This window comes from Pedobacter metabolipauper (assembly GCF_004362715.1).
In the GTDB taxonomy this organism is placed as follows: Bacteria; Bacteroidota; Bacteroidia; order Sphingobacteriales; family Sphingobacteriaceae; genus Pedobacter; species Pedobacter metabolipauper.
The window spans coordinates 1,334,225-1,349,253 of sequence record NZ_SNYC01000004.1 but is presented as its reverse complement, the minus strand read 5'-3'; the positions used below and the strand labels follow the sequence as shown (position 1 = coordinate 1,349,253).

Annotated in this window: 16 protein-coding genes; 7 read left to right on the top strand and 9 right to left on the bottom strand. The window is 41.5% G+C overall.

Annotated elements, in window-relative coordinates; all coding sequences use genetic code 11:
* Positions 1-1,296: 1,296 nt before the first annotated feature.
* The gene (locus tag ATK78_RS12455) at positions 1,297-1,677 is read left to right on the top strand and encodes a DUF5655 domain-containing protein (protein ID WP_133576394.1); all 381 of its coding nucleotides are present in this window, start codon (positions 1,297-1,299) and stop codon (positions 1,675-1,677) included.
* On the opposite strand, the gene ATK78_RS12450 is transcribed toward ATK78_RS12455, so the two are convergent.
* The 3 genes from ATK78_RS12450 to ATK78_RS12440 are packed head-to-tail and all read right to left on the bottom strand — an operon-like array spanning position 1,661 to position 4,049.
* Entirely contained in the window at positions 1,661-2,020 is a 360-nt protein-coding gene (locus tag ATK78_RS12450) for a CoA-binding protein (RefSeq protein ID WP_133576393.1), read from the bottom strand. The genes ATK78_RS12455 and ATK78_RS12450 overlap by 17 nt on opposite strands.
* A gap of 3 nt (positions 2,021-2,023) precedes the next feature.
* The gene (locus tag ATK78_RS12445) at positions 2,024-2,476 is read right to left on the bottom strand and encodes a DinB family protein (RefSeq protein WP_133576392.1); all 453 of its coding nucleotides are present in this window, start codon (positions 2,474-2,476) and stop codon (positions 2,024-2,026) included.
* 31 nt (positions 2,477-2,507) lie between these two features.
* Entirely contained in the window at positions 2,508-4,049 is a 1,542-nt protein-coding gene (locus ATK78_RS12440; protein WP_133576391.1) for an NAD(P)/FAD-dependent oxidoreductase, read from the bottom strand.
* A 243-nt stretch (positions 4,050-4,292) separates the two neighbouring features.
* On the opposite strand from ATK78_RS12440, the gene ATK78_RS12435 reads away from it, so the two are divergent.
* The 4 genes from ATK78_RS12435 to ATK78_RS12420 all read left to right on the top strand — a co-directional run bounded on the left by ATK78_RS12435 (position 4,293) and on the right by ATK78_RS12420 (position 6,720).
* Positions 4,293-4,874, top strand: coding sequence for a LemA family protein (locus tag ATK78_RS12435; protein ID WP_133576390.1), 582 nt, complete (start codon positions 4,293-4,295; stop codon positions 4,872-4,874).
* A gap of 63 nt (positions 4,875-4,937) precedes the next feature.
* Positions 4,938-5,381 carry a TPM domain-containing protein gene (locus tag ATK78_RS12430; protein WP_133576389.1) on the top strand — a complete coding sequence of 148 codons (444 nt, stop codon included), beginning with the start codon at positions 4,938-4,940 and terminating at the stop codon, positions 5,379-5,381.
* Between the two features lie 3 nt (positions 5,382-5,384).
* A complete protein-coding gene (locus ATK78_RS12425) occupies positions 5,385-6,155 on the top strand; it encodes a TPM domain-containing protein (protein ID WP_133576388.1) in 771 nt (256 codons plus the stop codon).
* A gap of 13 nt (positions 6,156-6,168) precedes the next feature.
* On the top strand, positions 6,169-6,720 hold the full coding sequence (locus ATK78_RS12420; RefSeq protein WP_208112350.1) for an NUDIX hydrolase: 552 nt from the start codon (positions 6,169-6,171) through the stop codon (positions 6,718-6,720).
* 92 nt (positions 6,721-6,812) lie between these two features.
* On the opposite strand, the gene dnaA is transcribed toward ATK78_RS12420, so the two are convergent.
* The 3 genes from dnaA to ATK78_RS12405 all read right to left on the bottom strand — a co-directional run bounded on the left by dnaA (position 6,813) and on the right by ATK78_RS12405 (position 10,519).
* A complete protein-coding gene (gene dnaA / locus ATK78_RS12415; RefSeq protein ID WP_133576387.1) occupies positions 6,813-8,243 on the bottom strand; it encodes a chromosomal replication initiator protein DnaA in 1,431 nt (476 codons plus the stop codon).
* Between the two features lie 194 nt (positions 8,244-8,437).
* On the bottom strand, positions 8,438-9,985 hold the full coding sequence (locus ATK78_RS12410; protein ID WP_133576386.1) for an acyl-CoA mutase large subunit family protein: 1,548 nt from the start codon (positions 9,983-9,985) through the stop codon (positions 8,438-8,440).
* Between the two features lie 3 nt (positions 9,986-9,988).
* Positions 9,989-10,519: a DUF7935 family protein gene (locus tag ATK78_RS12405; protein WP_133576385.1), complete on the bottom strand. Its 531-nt coding sequence runs from the start codon at positions 10,517-10,519 to the stop codon at positions 9,989-9,991.
* 135 nt (positions 10,520-10,654) lie between these two features.
* Between ATK78_RS12405 and ATK78_RS12400 the strand changes: the two genes are divergently transcribed.
* Together ATK78_RS12400 and ATK78_RS12395 are read left to right on the top strand one after the other, a co-directional pair.
* The gene (locus ATK78_RS12400) at positions 10,655-11,008 is read left to right on the top strand and encodes a HesB/IscA family protein (protein ID WP_133576384.1); all 354 of its coding nucleotides are present in this window, start codon (positions 10,655-10,657) and stop codon (positions 11,006-11,008) included.
* A 92-nt stretch (positions 11,009-11,100) separates the two neighbouring features.
* Positions 11,101-12,333 carry an ABC transporter permease gene (locus ATK78_RS12395; protein ID WP_208112349.1) on the top strand — a complete coding sequence of 411 codons (1,233 nt, stop codon included), beginning with the start codon at positions 11,101-11,103 and terminating at the stop codon, positions 12,331-12,333.
* Positions 12,334-12,376: 43 nt separating this feature from the next.
* On the opposite strand, the gene rfbB is transcribed toward ATK78_RS12395, so the two are convergent.
* The 3 genes from rfbB to galE are packed head-to-tail and all read right to left on the bottom strand — an operon-like array spanning position 12,377 to position 15,028.
* Positions 12,377-13,429, bottom strand: coding sequence for a dTDP-glucose 4,6-dehydratase (gene rfbB, locus ATK78_RS12390; RefSeq protein ID WP_133576382.1), 1,053 nt, complete (start codon positions 13,427-13,429; stop codon positions 12,377-12,379).
* 9 nt (positions 13,430-13,438) lie between these two features.
* Entirely contained in the window at positions 13,439-14,005 is a 567-nt protein-coding gene (locus tag ATK78_RS12385) for a hypothetical protein (protein WP_133576381.1), read from the bottom strand.
* Positions 14,006-15,028 (bottom strand): UDP-glucose 4-epimerase GalE, encoded by a 1,023-nt coding sequence (gene galE / locus ATK78_RS12380; RefSeq protein ID WP_133576380.1) that lies wholly within the window; start codon positions 15,026-15,028, stop codon positions 14,006-14,008.
* Between the last annotated feature and the right edge of the window lies 1 nt (position 15,029).

Genomic DNA, 15,029 nt, shown 5'->3' with positions numbered 1-15,029 from the left:
GTCCTCAAATTTCATAGGATCGCCTGTAAGGTTGGGCAATTAAGTTAAAAACCCGAAACAAATGATTTGCTTAATCCAATAGCAACCTGATCAGGACTGGAAACCAGGTCCCAAATTGAATAAGATGGACTGTAAGGGTAGGCACTTATGTTAAACACGAAACAAATGATTTGCTCCTTCCTGTTAAACAATATGCCCTTCATGCCTGTTTTAAAAAGCGCATGCCGTTACCCCCATTTCATTCTGACGATAATTTATCAACGCTCCATTGAAATGCCAAAAAACTTCAGTATCTAATATTTAAACCGGCAACAAGATCCTTTTGAAAGGGTACCTAAAAAATTATTGAACAGGCATCATCCGGGAATCCTTCAACTTAAAACCAAATCAACAGCGATTCTATGCGGAGCGGGCATACAGAAGCCTTACCCAGGCACTACAATAGCTTGCAAATAAACAGCACTGAAATACCATCCGAATTCGTGTCTGGTTCGGCAATAGCCGAACCAGACACGAATGAGACACGAGGTAGATACGAAGGAGACAGCAACCAGAGACGAACCCAAGTCGAACCGACCCGAAGCCAGGCTAACCCATATCACACTTCTTAACTTTTAATTGACTTTGCCCTATAGGGAAATTTTACTTTAACAACCATACCATGAACACAACCACCACTGATCCGACAATTGAGCGGGCATCCAGGATGCCTGGCCAGGCACTACAATAGTTTGCAAATAAACAGAAATCACTTATTGCTCTGAATCGTATCTAAAAGGGCAAAAGCAGAACAAGACCCGAAGCAGACCCGAACAAGACCGCAAGCGGACTGCAACAAAAGCCGAAGCCGAGCAGAAGCGGAGTCGAACAACAGTCGAACACTTACTACCTGCTTTTAACCTGAATTGACATTCAATACCAATTTAAGAGATCCAGGATCCGAACACCATCCCGGTGAAATTTGAAGCTGGACAAAAGGAATACAAAACCGTATGCCGCCTGTGAAATACTTTAGCCAATATACGAATTTTTCAGAACTTTCATCCTGTCAGAGACTTAAATATATAAATGCCCTAAAACTACTGCCCAATCCTCTCAAAATCCTGAAGGCTTGGAAAGACACTATTTCAATGGGTCATAGGCAGAACCAATACAAGGACTTTTTAACAGGGCATTTACTAAGTTTGCAAGGGAAGACAGATAAGTTAAAAATGCCCATGAAACAATCCACAAGATTAATGGTTAATGATACTATATACTCATACGTATATATATACTATATATAAACTAAAGGCAATGGACAATCCAGATCAATCACTAGACTATTTTCTTCAGAATAAATCGCCTCACACCATTGAGCTTTTCAACCATTTCATAGAGACCTATCAGAATATAGGAGCCATAAGTATCCGGCCGGCAAAAACGATGATCATGATCACGGCAAAAAAAAGCTTTGCCTATGTAATCCAGCTAGGCAAAGATTTCATCGACATCGTATTGCCATTCAAGCAGCCTTATGAAGACAACCTGTGTTTTAGAAAAATAAAGCAGGTTCCAAACACTGACGATTATAATCACCACCTTCGTCTTTATTATAAGGAGGACATCAACGAAGAGGTTCTTAAATTTATGGAAATGGCTTATAGGAATGGCAGCGATCTTAGTACTGTCCTGTAGAAAGCATCACTAAAGTACAAGCCTCTATGGGTTCTATTGCATTTTCTTTTAAAAGATTCTCCAGTTCAGGGTTTTCTGTCCCCGGATTAAAAATAACCCGTTTTGGATTGGTTTTTAGAATATAGTCGTAATAACCTTCCTGCAGATCTGGTCCAATGTATAAGGTTACCGTATGGATATCGTTATATGCATCTCCAGGCTGCTCAATCTCTACACCTGCAACAGCTCCTCTTTTAATACCTACATTAACAATATTATGGCCTTTAGCCTTTAGCATCTGTGCAGCGCGGTAGGCATAGCGCATCGGATTTGGTGTTGCACCTATAATTAATGTTTTTTTCACGATTTAAAATTTAAGTAACAAAGAGATCTGTCCGGCGTGATAAGCATGGTGCTGAACCAGTCCGTTTAAAAGTTCAAAATGACTTAAACCAGGATCAACAGGAACGACAAATTCCGTCCATTGATCTGAAGGCATGGTCATTGCTAAATTCAATAACTTTTCATTGGCAATGTGAAAATCACTCACAATAAAATCCCATTCTTGTGCAGTCTCTTCTTTGGGCATAGGCCAATCACCTTTAACAGGGTCTTTTGAAAGATTCCCCATTAGTCTGGAATCGACCTCTTCAGTCCACGAAGTTAAATGCAGCACCAGTTCTGCTATAGAATGTGCATTTGGAATGGGATGTTTAAAAGCCTGATCATATTTGACAGATGAAATGATAGAAGAGATATTCATGCCATGCCAGGCATCTCCTATATATCCTTTTCTAAGTTCGTTTGCAAAATCAATCATACCGCTATAACAAACAAAAGGTTCATTGTGTTTAATAAAACTTCAATACAGCGTTGGCACAATTTACGCCATCAATCGCTGCAGAAACAATTCCGCCAGCATATCCCGCACCTTCCGCACATGGAAATAAACCGGCAACCTGTGGATGTTGATAACTGTCCTTATCTCTTGGAATACGTACCGGCGAAGAACTCCGGCTTTCTACCCCTACCAGGATCGCTTCATTGGTATAATATCCTTTCATCTTTTTACCAAATACAGGCAGCGCATTTCTTAAACTGGAAGCTACAAAATCCGGAAGGGTATCTTCAACCATTGCGCTTTTCGTGCCGGGCAGGTAAGAATTTTTTGGCAGATCTGCAGATAGCCTGTGTTCTACAAAATCAACCATCCGCTGTGCCGGTGCGACTAAATTACCTCCGCCCAATGAGAAAGCAGTTCGCTCTATCTCCGCCTGAAAGCGCATCATCCGTAATGGATCATCTCCCTTTACATCATCCAGCGTAATCTGCACCACAGTTCCTGAGTTTGCAAAAGGGTTATTTCTTTTTGAGGGCGACCAGCCATTTACAACAATTTCATTTTCATACGTTGCACAAGGTGCGATGATTCCTCCCGGGCACATACAAAAAGAAAATACCCCCCTGCTTCCCACCTGTTCAACCAGGCTGTAATAAGCTGGAGGTAAAAATTCACTTCTGATGTCACAATGGTATTGTGCCGCATCAATGATAGCCTGGGGATGTTCAATCCTAACACCCAGTGCAAATGGCTTTGCCTCAACAAGAATTCCTTTTTGATCCAGCAATTCATAAATATCACGTGCTGAATGTCCGGTTGCCAGAATGACCGCATCTGCAGTCAGACGCTCTTCATGGTTAACAACAACCCCTTTTATCTTACCAAACTCCACAATCAGATCGGTCACTTTCTGATCAAACCGAACCTCTCCCCCTGCATTCAGAATACTTTCCCGGATAGCTGTAATGATGTGCGGCAGCTTGTTGGTACCAATATGCGGCCGGGCGTCTATCAGAATATCATCCGTAGCGCCATGCTGAACAAAGGTCTGCAGTACCTTATTAATATCCCCGCGCTTATTCGAACGCGTATACAGCTTTCCATCAGAATAGGTTCCTGCACCGCCTTCGCCATAGCAATAATTAGATTCCGTATTAACAACGCCTTCTTTATTAATCGCTGCCAAGTCCCTTCTGCGCTGCTTTACATCTTTACCGCGCTCCAAAACAATTGGTTTTAATCCATTTTCTATACATTGAAGTGCAGCAAACAATCCTGCCGGACCAGCACCCACAATGATCACCTGTCTGGAATTACTTACATTTTGATAATTAACAGTAAAAGATTCTACTGGCGAGGGTTCTTCGATAAACAGACGAACCTGTAACCTGTAAATTACATTCCTGGAACGGGCATCAATGGATCTTTTGAGGATTTTATAGCCGTTGATCTTTGACTGATCAATTTTTGCAGTAATGGCCAGTGTCTTTAAAATTCTGGCTTCATCACCGATTGCCTCCGGAGCGAGGGTAATTTCAATTTCTTTCTGCATAATACGTCAGGTTTTTATCCTGAATGGTTGCAAAGATACGATTTAACTATAAATCTGAGATGATCATGAACTATTGTCAGGTTTAATCCCGGCAGCAACCATATTCGTCACACTTGTCACCTTTTTATATGGAATTGTAACAAAGGTACGAAAGTTGAGTTCTAATGTGTAAATTAACACTTGAAAACAAAACACGAATAGCTTTCGTTTGTCTTTCAGGATAACTTAAGAAAAATAAACAATATGAAAAAAGTAGTTTTAGCACTGGTAGCGGTTATAGTTGTACTTATCGCATTTAGTGGTTGTGGGTATAACAGCTTAGTAAAGCTGGATGAAGATGTACAAACCAAATGGGCACAGGTAGAAACCCAATATCAACGCCGTTCAGATTTAATCCCCAACTTAGTGAGTACCGTTAAAGGAGCTGCAAAATTTGAACAGGGAACATTAACCCAGGTTATCGAGGCACGCTCAAAAGCAAGTCAGATTAAAATTGATCCTGATAAATTAACAGAAGAGAACATTCAAAAATATCAGGCTGCCCAGGGACAGGTTGGACAGGCATTGGGCCGTTTAATGGTGCTTACCGAAAACTATCCTGAATTAAAAGCAACCCAGCAGTTCAGCGACCTTTCTGCCCAGCTTGAAGGTACAGAAAACCGCATCACGGTAGCACGTAAAGATTTTAACGAGTCTGTACAAACCTACAATGTAAAAGTGAGGTCATTCCCGAACAACCTGACCGCCGGCTTATTTGGATTTAGCAAAAAAGCTGCATTTAAAGCAGACGCTGGTGCACAAAATGCCCCCAAAGTAGAATTTTAATTTGCCATAACCTTCAAAAGGCAGTCTTCAAAGGCTGCCTTTTGCATTTATAATATATCTTTCATGAGCCTATTTACAGAACAAGAACAAGAACAGATCGCTAATGCAATTTCCGAAGCTGAAAAAGCGACCTCCGGAGAAATTAGAATAGCCTTAGATAAACATTGCGAAGGTGATGCCTTTGAAAAAGCAACCGGTTACTTTACAAAATTAGGCATGGACAAAACATCCAGGCACAATGGCGTACTGATTTACCTGGCTTATGCAGATCACAAGTTTGCTATAATTGGAGACAGCGGCATTAACAGGGTTGTTCCTGCAGATTTTTGGGAAACCACAAAGATCGCAATGACAGCCCACTTCTCTGCTGGTAACCTGGCGCAGGGAATCATTGCAGGTGTCGGACTAGCGGGAGAACAGCTTGCAGTATTCTTTCCTTTTCAAGCCGGTGATATCAACGAATTACCAAACGACATTGTTTACATGGATCAAAACAAAACGAATTAGGCTATGAAAAGATCAATCGCAGCCTTATTTCTGATTACCCTGGCTTCATTAAGCTTTGCCCAGGAATTTCCGGCAAAACCCGGCAAGCTGGTCAATGACTATACCAATACACTTTCATCATCCCAGGTTCAGCAGCTGGAACAAAAACTGGTTGCATTTAATGATTCTACCTCTACACAAATCGCCATTGCCATCGTAAAAACTGTCGGAGATTATGACATCAATGAATATACACTGGAGCTGGGCAGGAAATGGGGTGTCGGACAAGCAGGAAAAAATAATGGGATCATGATCGTTGTCGCCGTGGGCGACAGAAAAATCTCTATACAAACGGGCTATGGCCTGGAAGGAGTTCTTCCGGATGTATATTCAAAACGAATTATAGAAAATGACATCAAACCCTATTTTAAAGCCGGCGACTACTACCAGGGGCTTGAAGCAGGTACCAATGCGATCATCAAATACACCAAAGGAGAATATAAGGAAGAAAGACCAAAAAAATCTAAAAATAAAGGCGGCTTTCCTGTCGGTGCCATCATTGTGATCATTGTGATCATCGCGATCATCGTTCGAAGAGGGGGACGTGGCGGTGGCGGCGGACAAGTTATTGGTGGCCGTGGCGTGTCTGATGCGCTTTTCTGGGGCATGCTTTTAGGCAGCAGCGGAAGAAGTTCTGGCGGAGGCTGGGGCGGCGGAGGCAGCAGTAGCGGAGGAGGCTTTGGTGGCTTTGGTGGCGGTAGTTTTGGCGGAGGCGGAAGCAGCGGAAGCTGGTAAACATCAATTAAGAATGGAAATATTAAAATGGAAAAAACTTTCATCAAAATACCTGGTGAAAGAAAAATGGGCAACCTTACGTGTAGATACCTGCGACCTTCAGAACGGAACGATCAAAGATGATTACTATGTGCTTGAATATCCCAATTGGGTAAATGCCGTTGCGTTAACAGAAGACCACAAGATCATCATGGTCAGACAATACAGACATGGAGCAGATCTTATCTCGCTAGAAATTCCCGGAGGTGTGATCGATGGTAATGAAAGTCCGGAAGATGCCATAAAAAGAGAACTCCTTGAAGAAACCGGTTACTCCTTTGAAAGCATTGAACTGCTTGCAGAGACTTATCCCAATCCGGCTACAGCAAATAACATTACCTATTGTTATTTATTAAAAGGCGGCAAAAAGACACATACGCAGCACCTGGATGAACATGAGATCCTTGAAGTTGAAGAATACACCATAGATGAAGTGAAACAACTTCTAAAAGAAAATAAGATTGCACAATCTTTGCACAGTACAGCCTTATTCTATGGTTTAATGAAACTGGGTGCGTTGGTTTAAACCGTACCGGGTTCGTTGCAGATATCAATGACGAAAAAAACCGTCTCATTAATTGATGAGACGGTTTTTTTATACTTAACGTAAGCAGTTGCTTAGCTCATTTTCAATTTCTTTTGTATGTCGTATACATAGCCTTTAAACTTCTTATCTGTATCGATCAGATCTTCCACAGTTTGGCAGGCATAGATTACAGTAGAGTGATCCCTTCCGCCAAAAAAAGCACCAATAGTTTTCAAAGATGATTTGGTATGGCTCTTGGAAAGGTACATAGAGATCTGACGTGCCTGAACAATTTCACGCTTACGCGTTTGAGATTTAACCATATCAACAGGAACCTCAAAATACTCACAAACCAATTTCTGGATGTACTCCATTGAAATCTCTTTAGATGTATTTTTAATAAAGTTCTTTAGCATTTGTTTGGCTAAGGCCAGGTCAATATCCTTCTTGTTTAAAGTAGATTGTGCCAATAAAGAGACCATTGCTCCTTCAAGCTCACGTACATTGTTGTCAATGTTGTGTGCTACATACTCTACTACTTCTGCTGGAAGTTCAATACCGTCAGCATACATCTTTTTGCGTAGAATAGCGATCCTGGTTTCCAGATCAGGGATTTGAAGATCCGCAGAAAGACCCCATTTAAAGCGGCTTAATAGTCTTTCTTCTAATCCGGCAAGATCCTTTGGTGGCTTATCAGAAGACAGGATCACCTGTTTTCCGGATTGATGCAGGTGATTAAAGATATGGAAGAAGATATCCTGTGTTTTTTCTTTACCAGCGAAGTTATGTACATCATCCATAATGATCACATCCATGGCCTGGTAAAAGTTCACAAAGTCATTGATGGTATTGTTCTTTAATGAATCTACAAACTGCTGACAGAATTTCTCACAAGAAACATAAATAACAAGCTTATCCGGCATATTGCGTTTAATCTCATTACCTATAGCCTGGGCAAGGTGTGTTTTACCCAATCCAACACCACCATAGATCATTAGCGGGTTGAATGAAGTACCACCCGGTTTTGCCGCAACAGCATAACCTGCAGAACGTGCCAGACGGTTACAGTCGCCCTCAATATAATTATCAAAAGTATAATTGGAATTCAATTGCGGATCAACATTCAATTTCTTCAAACCCGGGATAATAAAAGGGTTCTTGATATCTTTATTAATAGATACAGGAATCGGCATAGACTGAATCTTAGCTTCAGCCCCATTGCCGTTACTTGGCATATTGGTTGTATATGGAGAACCTGTATTGGAAGACTTATCCACTACAATATTATATTCCAGTCTTCCCTCGTCTCCCAGTTGTTTTTTAACGGTCTTACGAAGTAAGCCTACATAGTGTTCTTCCAACCATTCATAGAAGAATAAACTAGGCACTTGTATGGTCAAAACTTTACCTTCCAACTTCAAGGCTGATATCGGTTCAAACCAAGTCTTAAAACTTTGGTTCGGGATGTTATCTTTTATGATTTGGAGACAGTTTTTCCATACTTCGGTACAAGTTTTTTCCATATTAATTCTATAATTTGTTGGTTTACAGTGACGATACGAGCATAAAAAAACTGCTGTTTCGAGAGATCGAATATTCAAAAAATTATCAACAAAAAAAACTTAATTTTCATTTATTTGGTAAGTGCTTAGACAGCAATAGCATAACCTAGTTAACCTGAATTTTTTGTGTTGATAACTATTTGTTAACATCCTTTTTAATACTCTCCAAAAACCTTACGTAGAATATTAGAGATCTCACCCAGGGTAGCATAAGCCTCTACAGCAACCAGTATAAACGGCATCAAGTTGGCCGTTCCCCTGGCTGCTTCTTCCAGATCCCTCAATGCATTTTCGACTAAAAATGCGTTTCTTTCGGCTTTCAGGGCACTTAGTTTAGCCGTTTGTATGGTACGGATAGATTCATCGATGCTGAATACCTCATGAATACCCTCTACTTCCCGGGCAAACTTATTTACACCCACAATGACCCTGGCACCTTCTTCAATCTCAAGCTGATACTGGTATGCAGCCGCAGAAATCTCATTTTGTATATACTGATTTTCTATTGCGTTTACAGATCCGCCCATGGCGTCGATCTTATCTATATACAACTGTGCTGCAGCTTCAATATTATCGGTCAGGGTCTCCACAAAATAAGAGCCTGCAAGGGGGTCAACGGTATCCGTAACACCGCTCTCAAAAGCAATCACCTGCTGCGTACGCAGGGCGATCTTTGCTGCCGCTTCTGTAGGCAGTGAAAGTGCTTCATCATACCCGTTTGTGTGCAGGGATTGCGTACCTCCCAGCACTGCTGCCATAGCCTGATTGGTGACGCGGACGACATTATTTAACGGCTGTTGGGCTGTTAACGTAGATCCGCCGGTTTGGGTGTGAAAACGCAGCATTTGTGCCTTTTCATCTGTAGCTCCTAAATCCCTCGTTATCTTTGCCCACATTCTCCTCGCAGCCCTGAATTTCGCGATCTCCTCAAAAAAATTATTATGGCAGTTAAAGAAAAAAGACAAACGTTTTGCAAAAATATTAATGTCAAGTCCTTTTTCAAGTGCAGCCCTCAGGTATGCTTTTCCGTTAGCGAGTGTAAAGGCCAGCTCCTGAACTGCAGTTGACCCGGCTTCACGAATGTGGTAACCAGATATGGAAATGGTATTCCATTTTGGAACTTCTTTACTGCAGTATTCAAAAATATCAGTAATGATGCGCATCGATTGCTTTGGAGGGTAGATATAAGTACCCCTTGCCGCATATTCTTTTAATATATCATTCTGTATGGTTCCGGAGATCTGCTTCAAATCGGCCCCCTGCTTTTTTGCCAGTGCAAGGTACATGGCCAATAAAATAGAAGCCGTTGCATTAATGGTCATAGAGGTGCTGATCTTTTCCAGCTCAATGCCCTCAAATAAGATCTCTATGTCTTTTAAAGAATCAATGGCAACACCCACTTTTCCAACCTCACCTTCTGCCATGTCATGATCAGAATCGTACCCGATTTGAGTAGGGAGGTCAAAAGCCACAGACAAGCCCATTGTTCCTTGCTGAAGTAAATAATGGTACCTTTTATTGGATTCTTCGGCAGTTGAAAACCCGGCATACTGGCGCATCGTCCATAATCTGCCCCGGTACATGTCCTTTTGTATCCCCCTGGTAAATGGAAATTCACCGGGAACCTCTGTTAAAGGGCGGGTACTGGTATACAGTTCTTTAATTTCAATACCGGAAGTGGTGGTGATTTTCTTTTCTTCCATAACTTAAAACAATTGATGGATGTCTTTCTTGATCAGGTTCAGGGTAAGGTCGTACGGATTATCGGTCATTCCGGCCATGTGCTGTAATACCTTTTTACTCAGATCCACTCCTGCGGAATTTTCAGGCAATCCTGCAACCGCATTGTTTACCATAGCCAGGGTATCATCTTTTAAAGAGCTGATCACTTTCCAGGTAGTTGCGTTGATATATAGCTGCTGGGCCACATTATGCTGGTACTCTGACCTGATCTCATTTAGTATGTTCGACTGCATGTCATAGACTGAGATTCCCTGCTGATGAAGCCGGAGGAAGAGGTTTGCCGGGTTAATCCGTTCAATAAAGACAGTCAGCCGTTCATAGGCCTGCAAACGCAAGGTAAGCAGCTGGCTATTTTCATCGGCTCTTACAGATGCAAACCGCAGCTTAAAATACCGTTGGATGTCATTCTTTAATAAGGAGTATCCAGCTATTAAGATAATAACTCCGGACAGGGCAGTCGTGGCAACCTCGGTCAAAAAGTTTTGCAGATTCATTCAGCTTTGTTTGATTACAGTAATAATTAGTTATTGACAGTAACAAAAATGTACATTTTATTTATATTTACTCCATTAATTGATTTTTTTCAACAGGAGGTTATATCTCGGTATAACCTATATAATTTAACTATCATGAGCACTACAGTTGACACAGCATTTGCACCGGTAACTTTTACAGAAGGAGCTGTTAAAGAGCTTTTTAAATTAAAAGATCAGCAGGAAATCTCTGAAGATTTTGGATTACGCGTTGGAGTTGACGGAGGAGGATGCTCTGGAATGAGCTATGTATTAGGCTTCGATCAAAAAAAAGAAGGCGATCAGGAATTTATAATTGACGGAATTAAGGTATTTATGCATAAAGCCCATCAGATGTATTTGCTGGGAATGCAGGTAGACTGGCAGGATGGATTGAATTCAAGAGGGTTTACCTTTAGCAATCCGAATGCAAACAGCACCTGCGGATGCGGAACGAGTTTCTCCGTCTAAATAGGTTTTCGTTGTAACATTATAACCAGTCCCGTTGTCTTAACAGCGGGACTTTTTTAATTTTATCCCAACAAGAATTTTATATTTCCATAATGACCTATACTGAAAACGTAAGACTTGCCCTTCAATCCATAAAAAGTAACAGGCTGCGCACGTTGCTTACTGCGTTGATCATAGCCATTGGACTATCTGCATTGGTGGGTATATTAACCACACTGGATGCGGTAAAGAAAAGCATGACCGACGCCTTTTCAAGCATGGGTGCAAATTCCTTTACCATCAGGAACAGGGGCTCGGGTATCCGGATCGGCGGCTCCGGTCAGCGCCCTAAGCCTTTCAGGTCTATTCGCTATGAAGATGCCATCCGGTTTAAAGAACGCTTAAATACTCCGGGAACAGTTGCAATTAGTGTATTTGCCAGTGGCGGTGCTACTGCCAAGTTCGGCGCAGAAAAGACCAACCCAAATATCAACCTGCAGGGAATCGATGAAAACGGGCTGAGTTCACAAGGTCTGGAAATTTCACTGGGCAGAAACTTCAGTCTTGCAGAAGTGGAGTCTGGAAATAACGTTTGTATCATCGGAAGCGAGATCAGTGACAAGCTATTTAAAAAAGATTCTCCCCTGGACAAGGTAATTACCGTGGGAGGTACCCGTTTAAAAGTAATCGGCGTTCTGTTATCTAAAGGTGCCAGTATGGGATTTAGCGGCGACCGTGCGGTATATATTCCTTTGTTAAAAGCCAAGCTGATCAACTCCAATTCAAATCCATCCTATACCATTACGGTAATGGTACCGAATAACGATCAGATGGATAATATTATTGGGGAGTCTACGGCAACATTCCGGGCCATCAGAAAGGTAAAGATCAGAGATCCGGATAATTTCGAGATTACAAAAAGCGATGCGATCGCACAAACTTTATTTGAAAACCTAAAATATATTGTGCTTGGCGGAGTTGCCATTGGGGGCATTACCCTGATTGGGGCTTCCATCGGTTTAATGAATATCATGCTGGTTTCAGTAACCGAAAGAACGCGTGAAATTGGAATACGGAAAGCCATTGGTGCAAATCCGGCAGTGATCAGGAAGCAGTTTTTGATTGAGGCCGTAATCATTTGTCTGATGGGTGGTGCATTCGGGATATTCCTTGGAATATCCATAGGGAATCTAATCTCCCTGGCCATGAGCGGAACCTTCATCATACCGTGGCAATGGATCTTTGGAGGGTTTGCGTTGTGTGTATTGGTAGGGATCGTCTCTGGCTATTATCCGGCAAAGAAAGCTTCCAAGCTGGATCCGGTTGAAGCCTTAAGATATGAGTAAAAAAAAGAGGGGTTAAAAATTTAACCCCTCTTTTTTTATTATTTTATCTTCCTTCGTATTGCTTATCATAATAAGCCTGGTAATTTCCGGAAGTCACATCAGACAGCCATGCTTCGTTTTCCAGGTACCAGGATACCGTTTTATCCAGGCCTTCTTCAAATTGCAGGCTTGGTACCCAATCCAGTTCCTTCTGAAGTTTTGTAGAGTCAATGGCATAACGCAGATCATGTCCGGCCCTATCCGTTACAAAAGTGATCAGTTTAGCAGATTCTCCGGCAGGTCTGCCCAGCTTCTTATCCATAATATCACAAAGCAGATGGATCAAATCAATGTTCTTCCATTCATTATGTCCGCCAATATTATAGGTCTGTCCGCTTTTAGCCTGATGAAAGATCACATCAATGGCTCTTGCATGGTCTTCAACCCATAACCAATCCCTAATATTCTCTCCTTTTCCATATACAGGAACAGGTTGATTATTTTTGATGTTATTAATTGCCAAAGGGATCAGTTTCTCCGGAAAATGATGGGAACCATAATTGTTAGAGCAGTTGGAAATCACCACATCAATACCGTAAGTATCATGGTAAGCCCTTACAAAATGGTCTGAAGATGCTTTAGATGCAGAATATGGACTGTGCGGATCATATCCTGTAGTTTCCGTAAACATTCCGGTTTCGCCAAGGGCACCATATACCTCATCCGTTGACACATGATAGAAACGCTTTTCCCCGTAATTGCCCTTCCAGTGTTCCCGTGCCGCATTCAGCAAATTCACGGTACCAATTACATTGGTCATCACAAAAGCCGTAGGATCAGTGATCGACCGGTCTACATGTGATTCAGCAGCAAGGTGAATTACTGCATCAAAATTTTCCTGCTTAAACAGGGTATTTATTTCAGCAGCATCTGTAATGTCTGCCTTAACAAAGCTATAATTTGGCTGATCTTCAATATCAGTCAGGTTAGCCAGGTTACCTGCATAGGTCAACTTATCCAGATTTACAATATGGTATTGCGGGTAATTGGTTACAAATCTTCTTACAACATGGGAACCAATAAATCCAGCCCCTCCAGTTATTAATATTTTTTTCATGATATGTATTTATAATTCTTTTGGCAATCCCAGAGCCCTGGCGATAGAAGCCGTACTGTTCGTATATATTTTTTCTAATATCGTATTAAAAGATTCTTTCAGGTCAAATTGAATATCTTCATGCAGTTTATTGTATTTTTTCCATACCGAAACTGTGGCTTTCACATAATAGAGGTAGAGTTTTTCATTATAGACGTACACCACCCGGAAAATCCCATCATCAAAATCCACAGGGATCTTATTCAGCAGATAGAACCGGAGTTCTATTTCCGAACCCACATCCTTAGTAACCTTAGCATGGTGGTTAATTGCTCCGTTCAGCGTTCTCATCTTTAACAGAACATCCCTTGAAGTACATCTTCTGCCGTCAAGCATCTCTTTAACCTGCTGGTCAATAAGCTCAACCAGGTTTTCATGCCTGGAAAGCAGATCATCTTCATTCTCGAGCAATTTAAAATGAAGATGTTCTGTTAAAACCTTATCCTTTGCAATCAGTCTGAGCAACAATTTGTCTTTATCCTTTTCAGGAAGGGATATGATCTCCCGTTTAAGATCTTTATGTTGGCTCAATAACATTTAAAAAGGGTTATCCTTTAAATATTTCTCCCAATTCCATGCAGAAAGCATCATTTCGTTTATATCCAGCGCGGCAGTCCAGCCCAGGTCCTTTGTTGATTTTGTCACATCTCCCCACACCTGCTCTACATCACCTTCTCTTCTCGGGCCAATGGCATAATTTAATTTTTCACCTGTTGATTCTTCAAAGGCTGCTATGATCTGTAAAACAGAAGAACCTTTACCAGTTCCCAGGTTAAATACTTCGTAATTGGTTTCTGCCTTTTTATCTTCCAGTCGCTTTATGGCGGCCACATGCGCTTTAGCAAGATCTACTACATGTATATAATCCCTTACTGCACTACCATCAGGGGTATTGTAATCGTTACCAAAAACGGTAATCGGACCACGTTTGCCAATGGCAGACTGGGTAATAAAAGGAACCAGGTTTTGAGGGACCCCAATTGGCAATTCTCCGATCAAAGCCGTATGATGGGCACCAACCGGATTAAAATAGCGCAGGGAGATGACATTCAAAGCTGGTGATACGGCACAGATCTCCTGCAGCATTTCTTCTGCAATTTGTTTGGTATTGCCATATGGCGATTCAGCTTTCTTTGTAGGGGCTTCTTCGGTTACAGGCAGCACATCCGGCTGACCATATACGGTGCAGGAAGATGAAAACACAAAATCCGTCGAACTATTGAATGCACCGATCAGGTTAAGCAATGAATAAAAGTTATTTCTGTAATATTTTAGCGGCTGCTGTACAGATTCTCCAACTGCTTTAAAAGCCGCAAAGTGAATTACGCCGGTAATATCAGTATGCTCAGTTACAAAAGCTTTCACTTTGGCTTCATCACAAAGATCAAGGTTTATAAAATCAGGTCTGATTCCAATGATAGATTGGATCTGATCGAGAATTTTTGGATCTGAATTAGAAAAATCATCAACGATCAACACCTCATAACCTGCGTTGTGTAATTCTACTACCGTATGGGAACCAATGAAACCTGTTCCTCCCGTTACTAATATTTTAGCCATT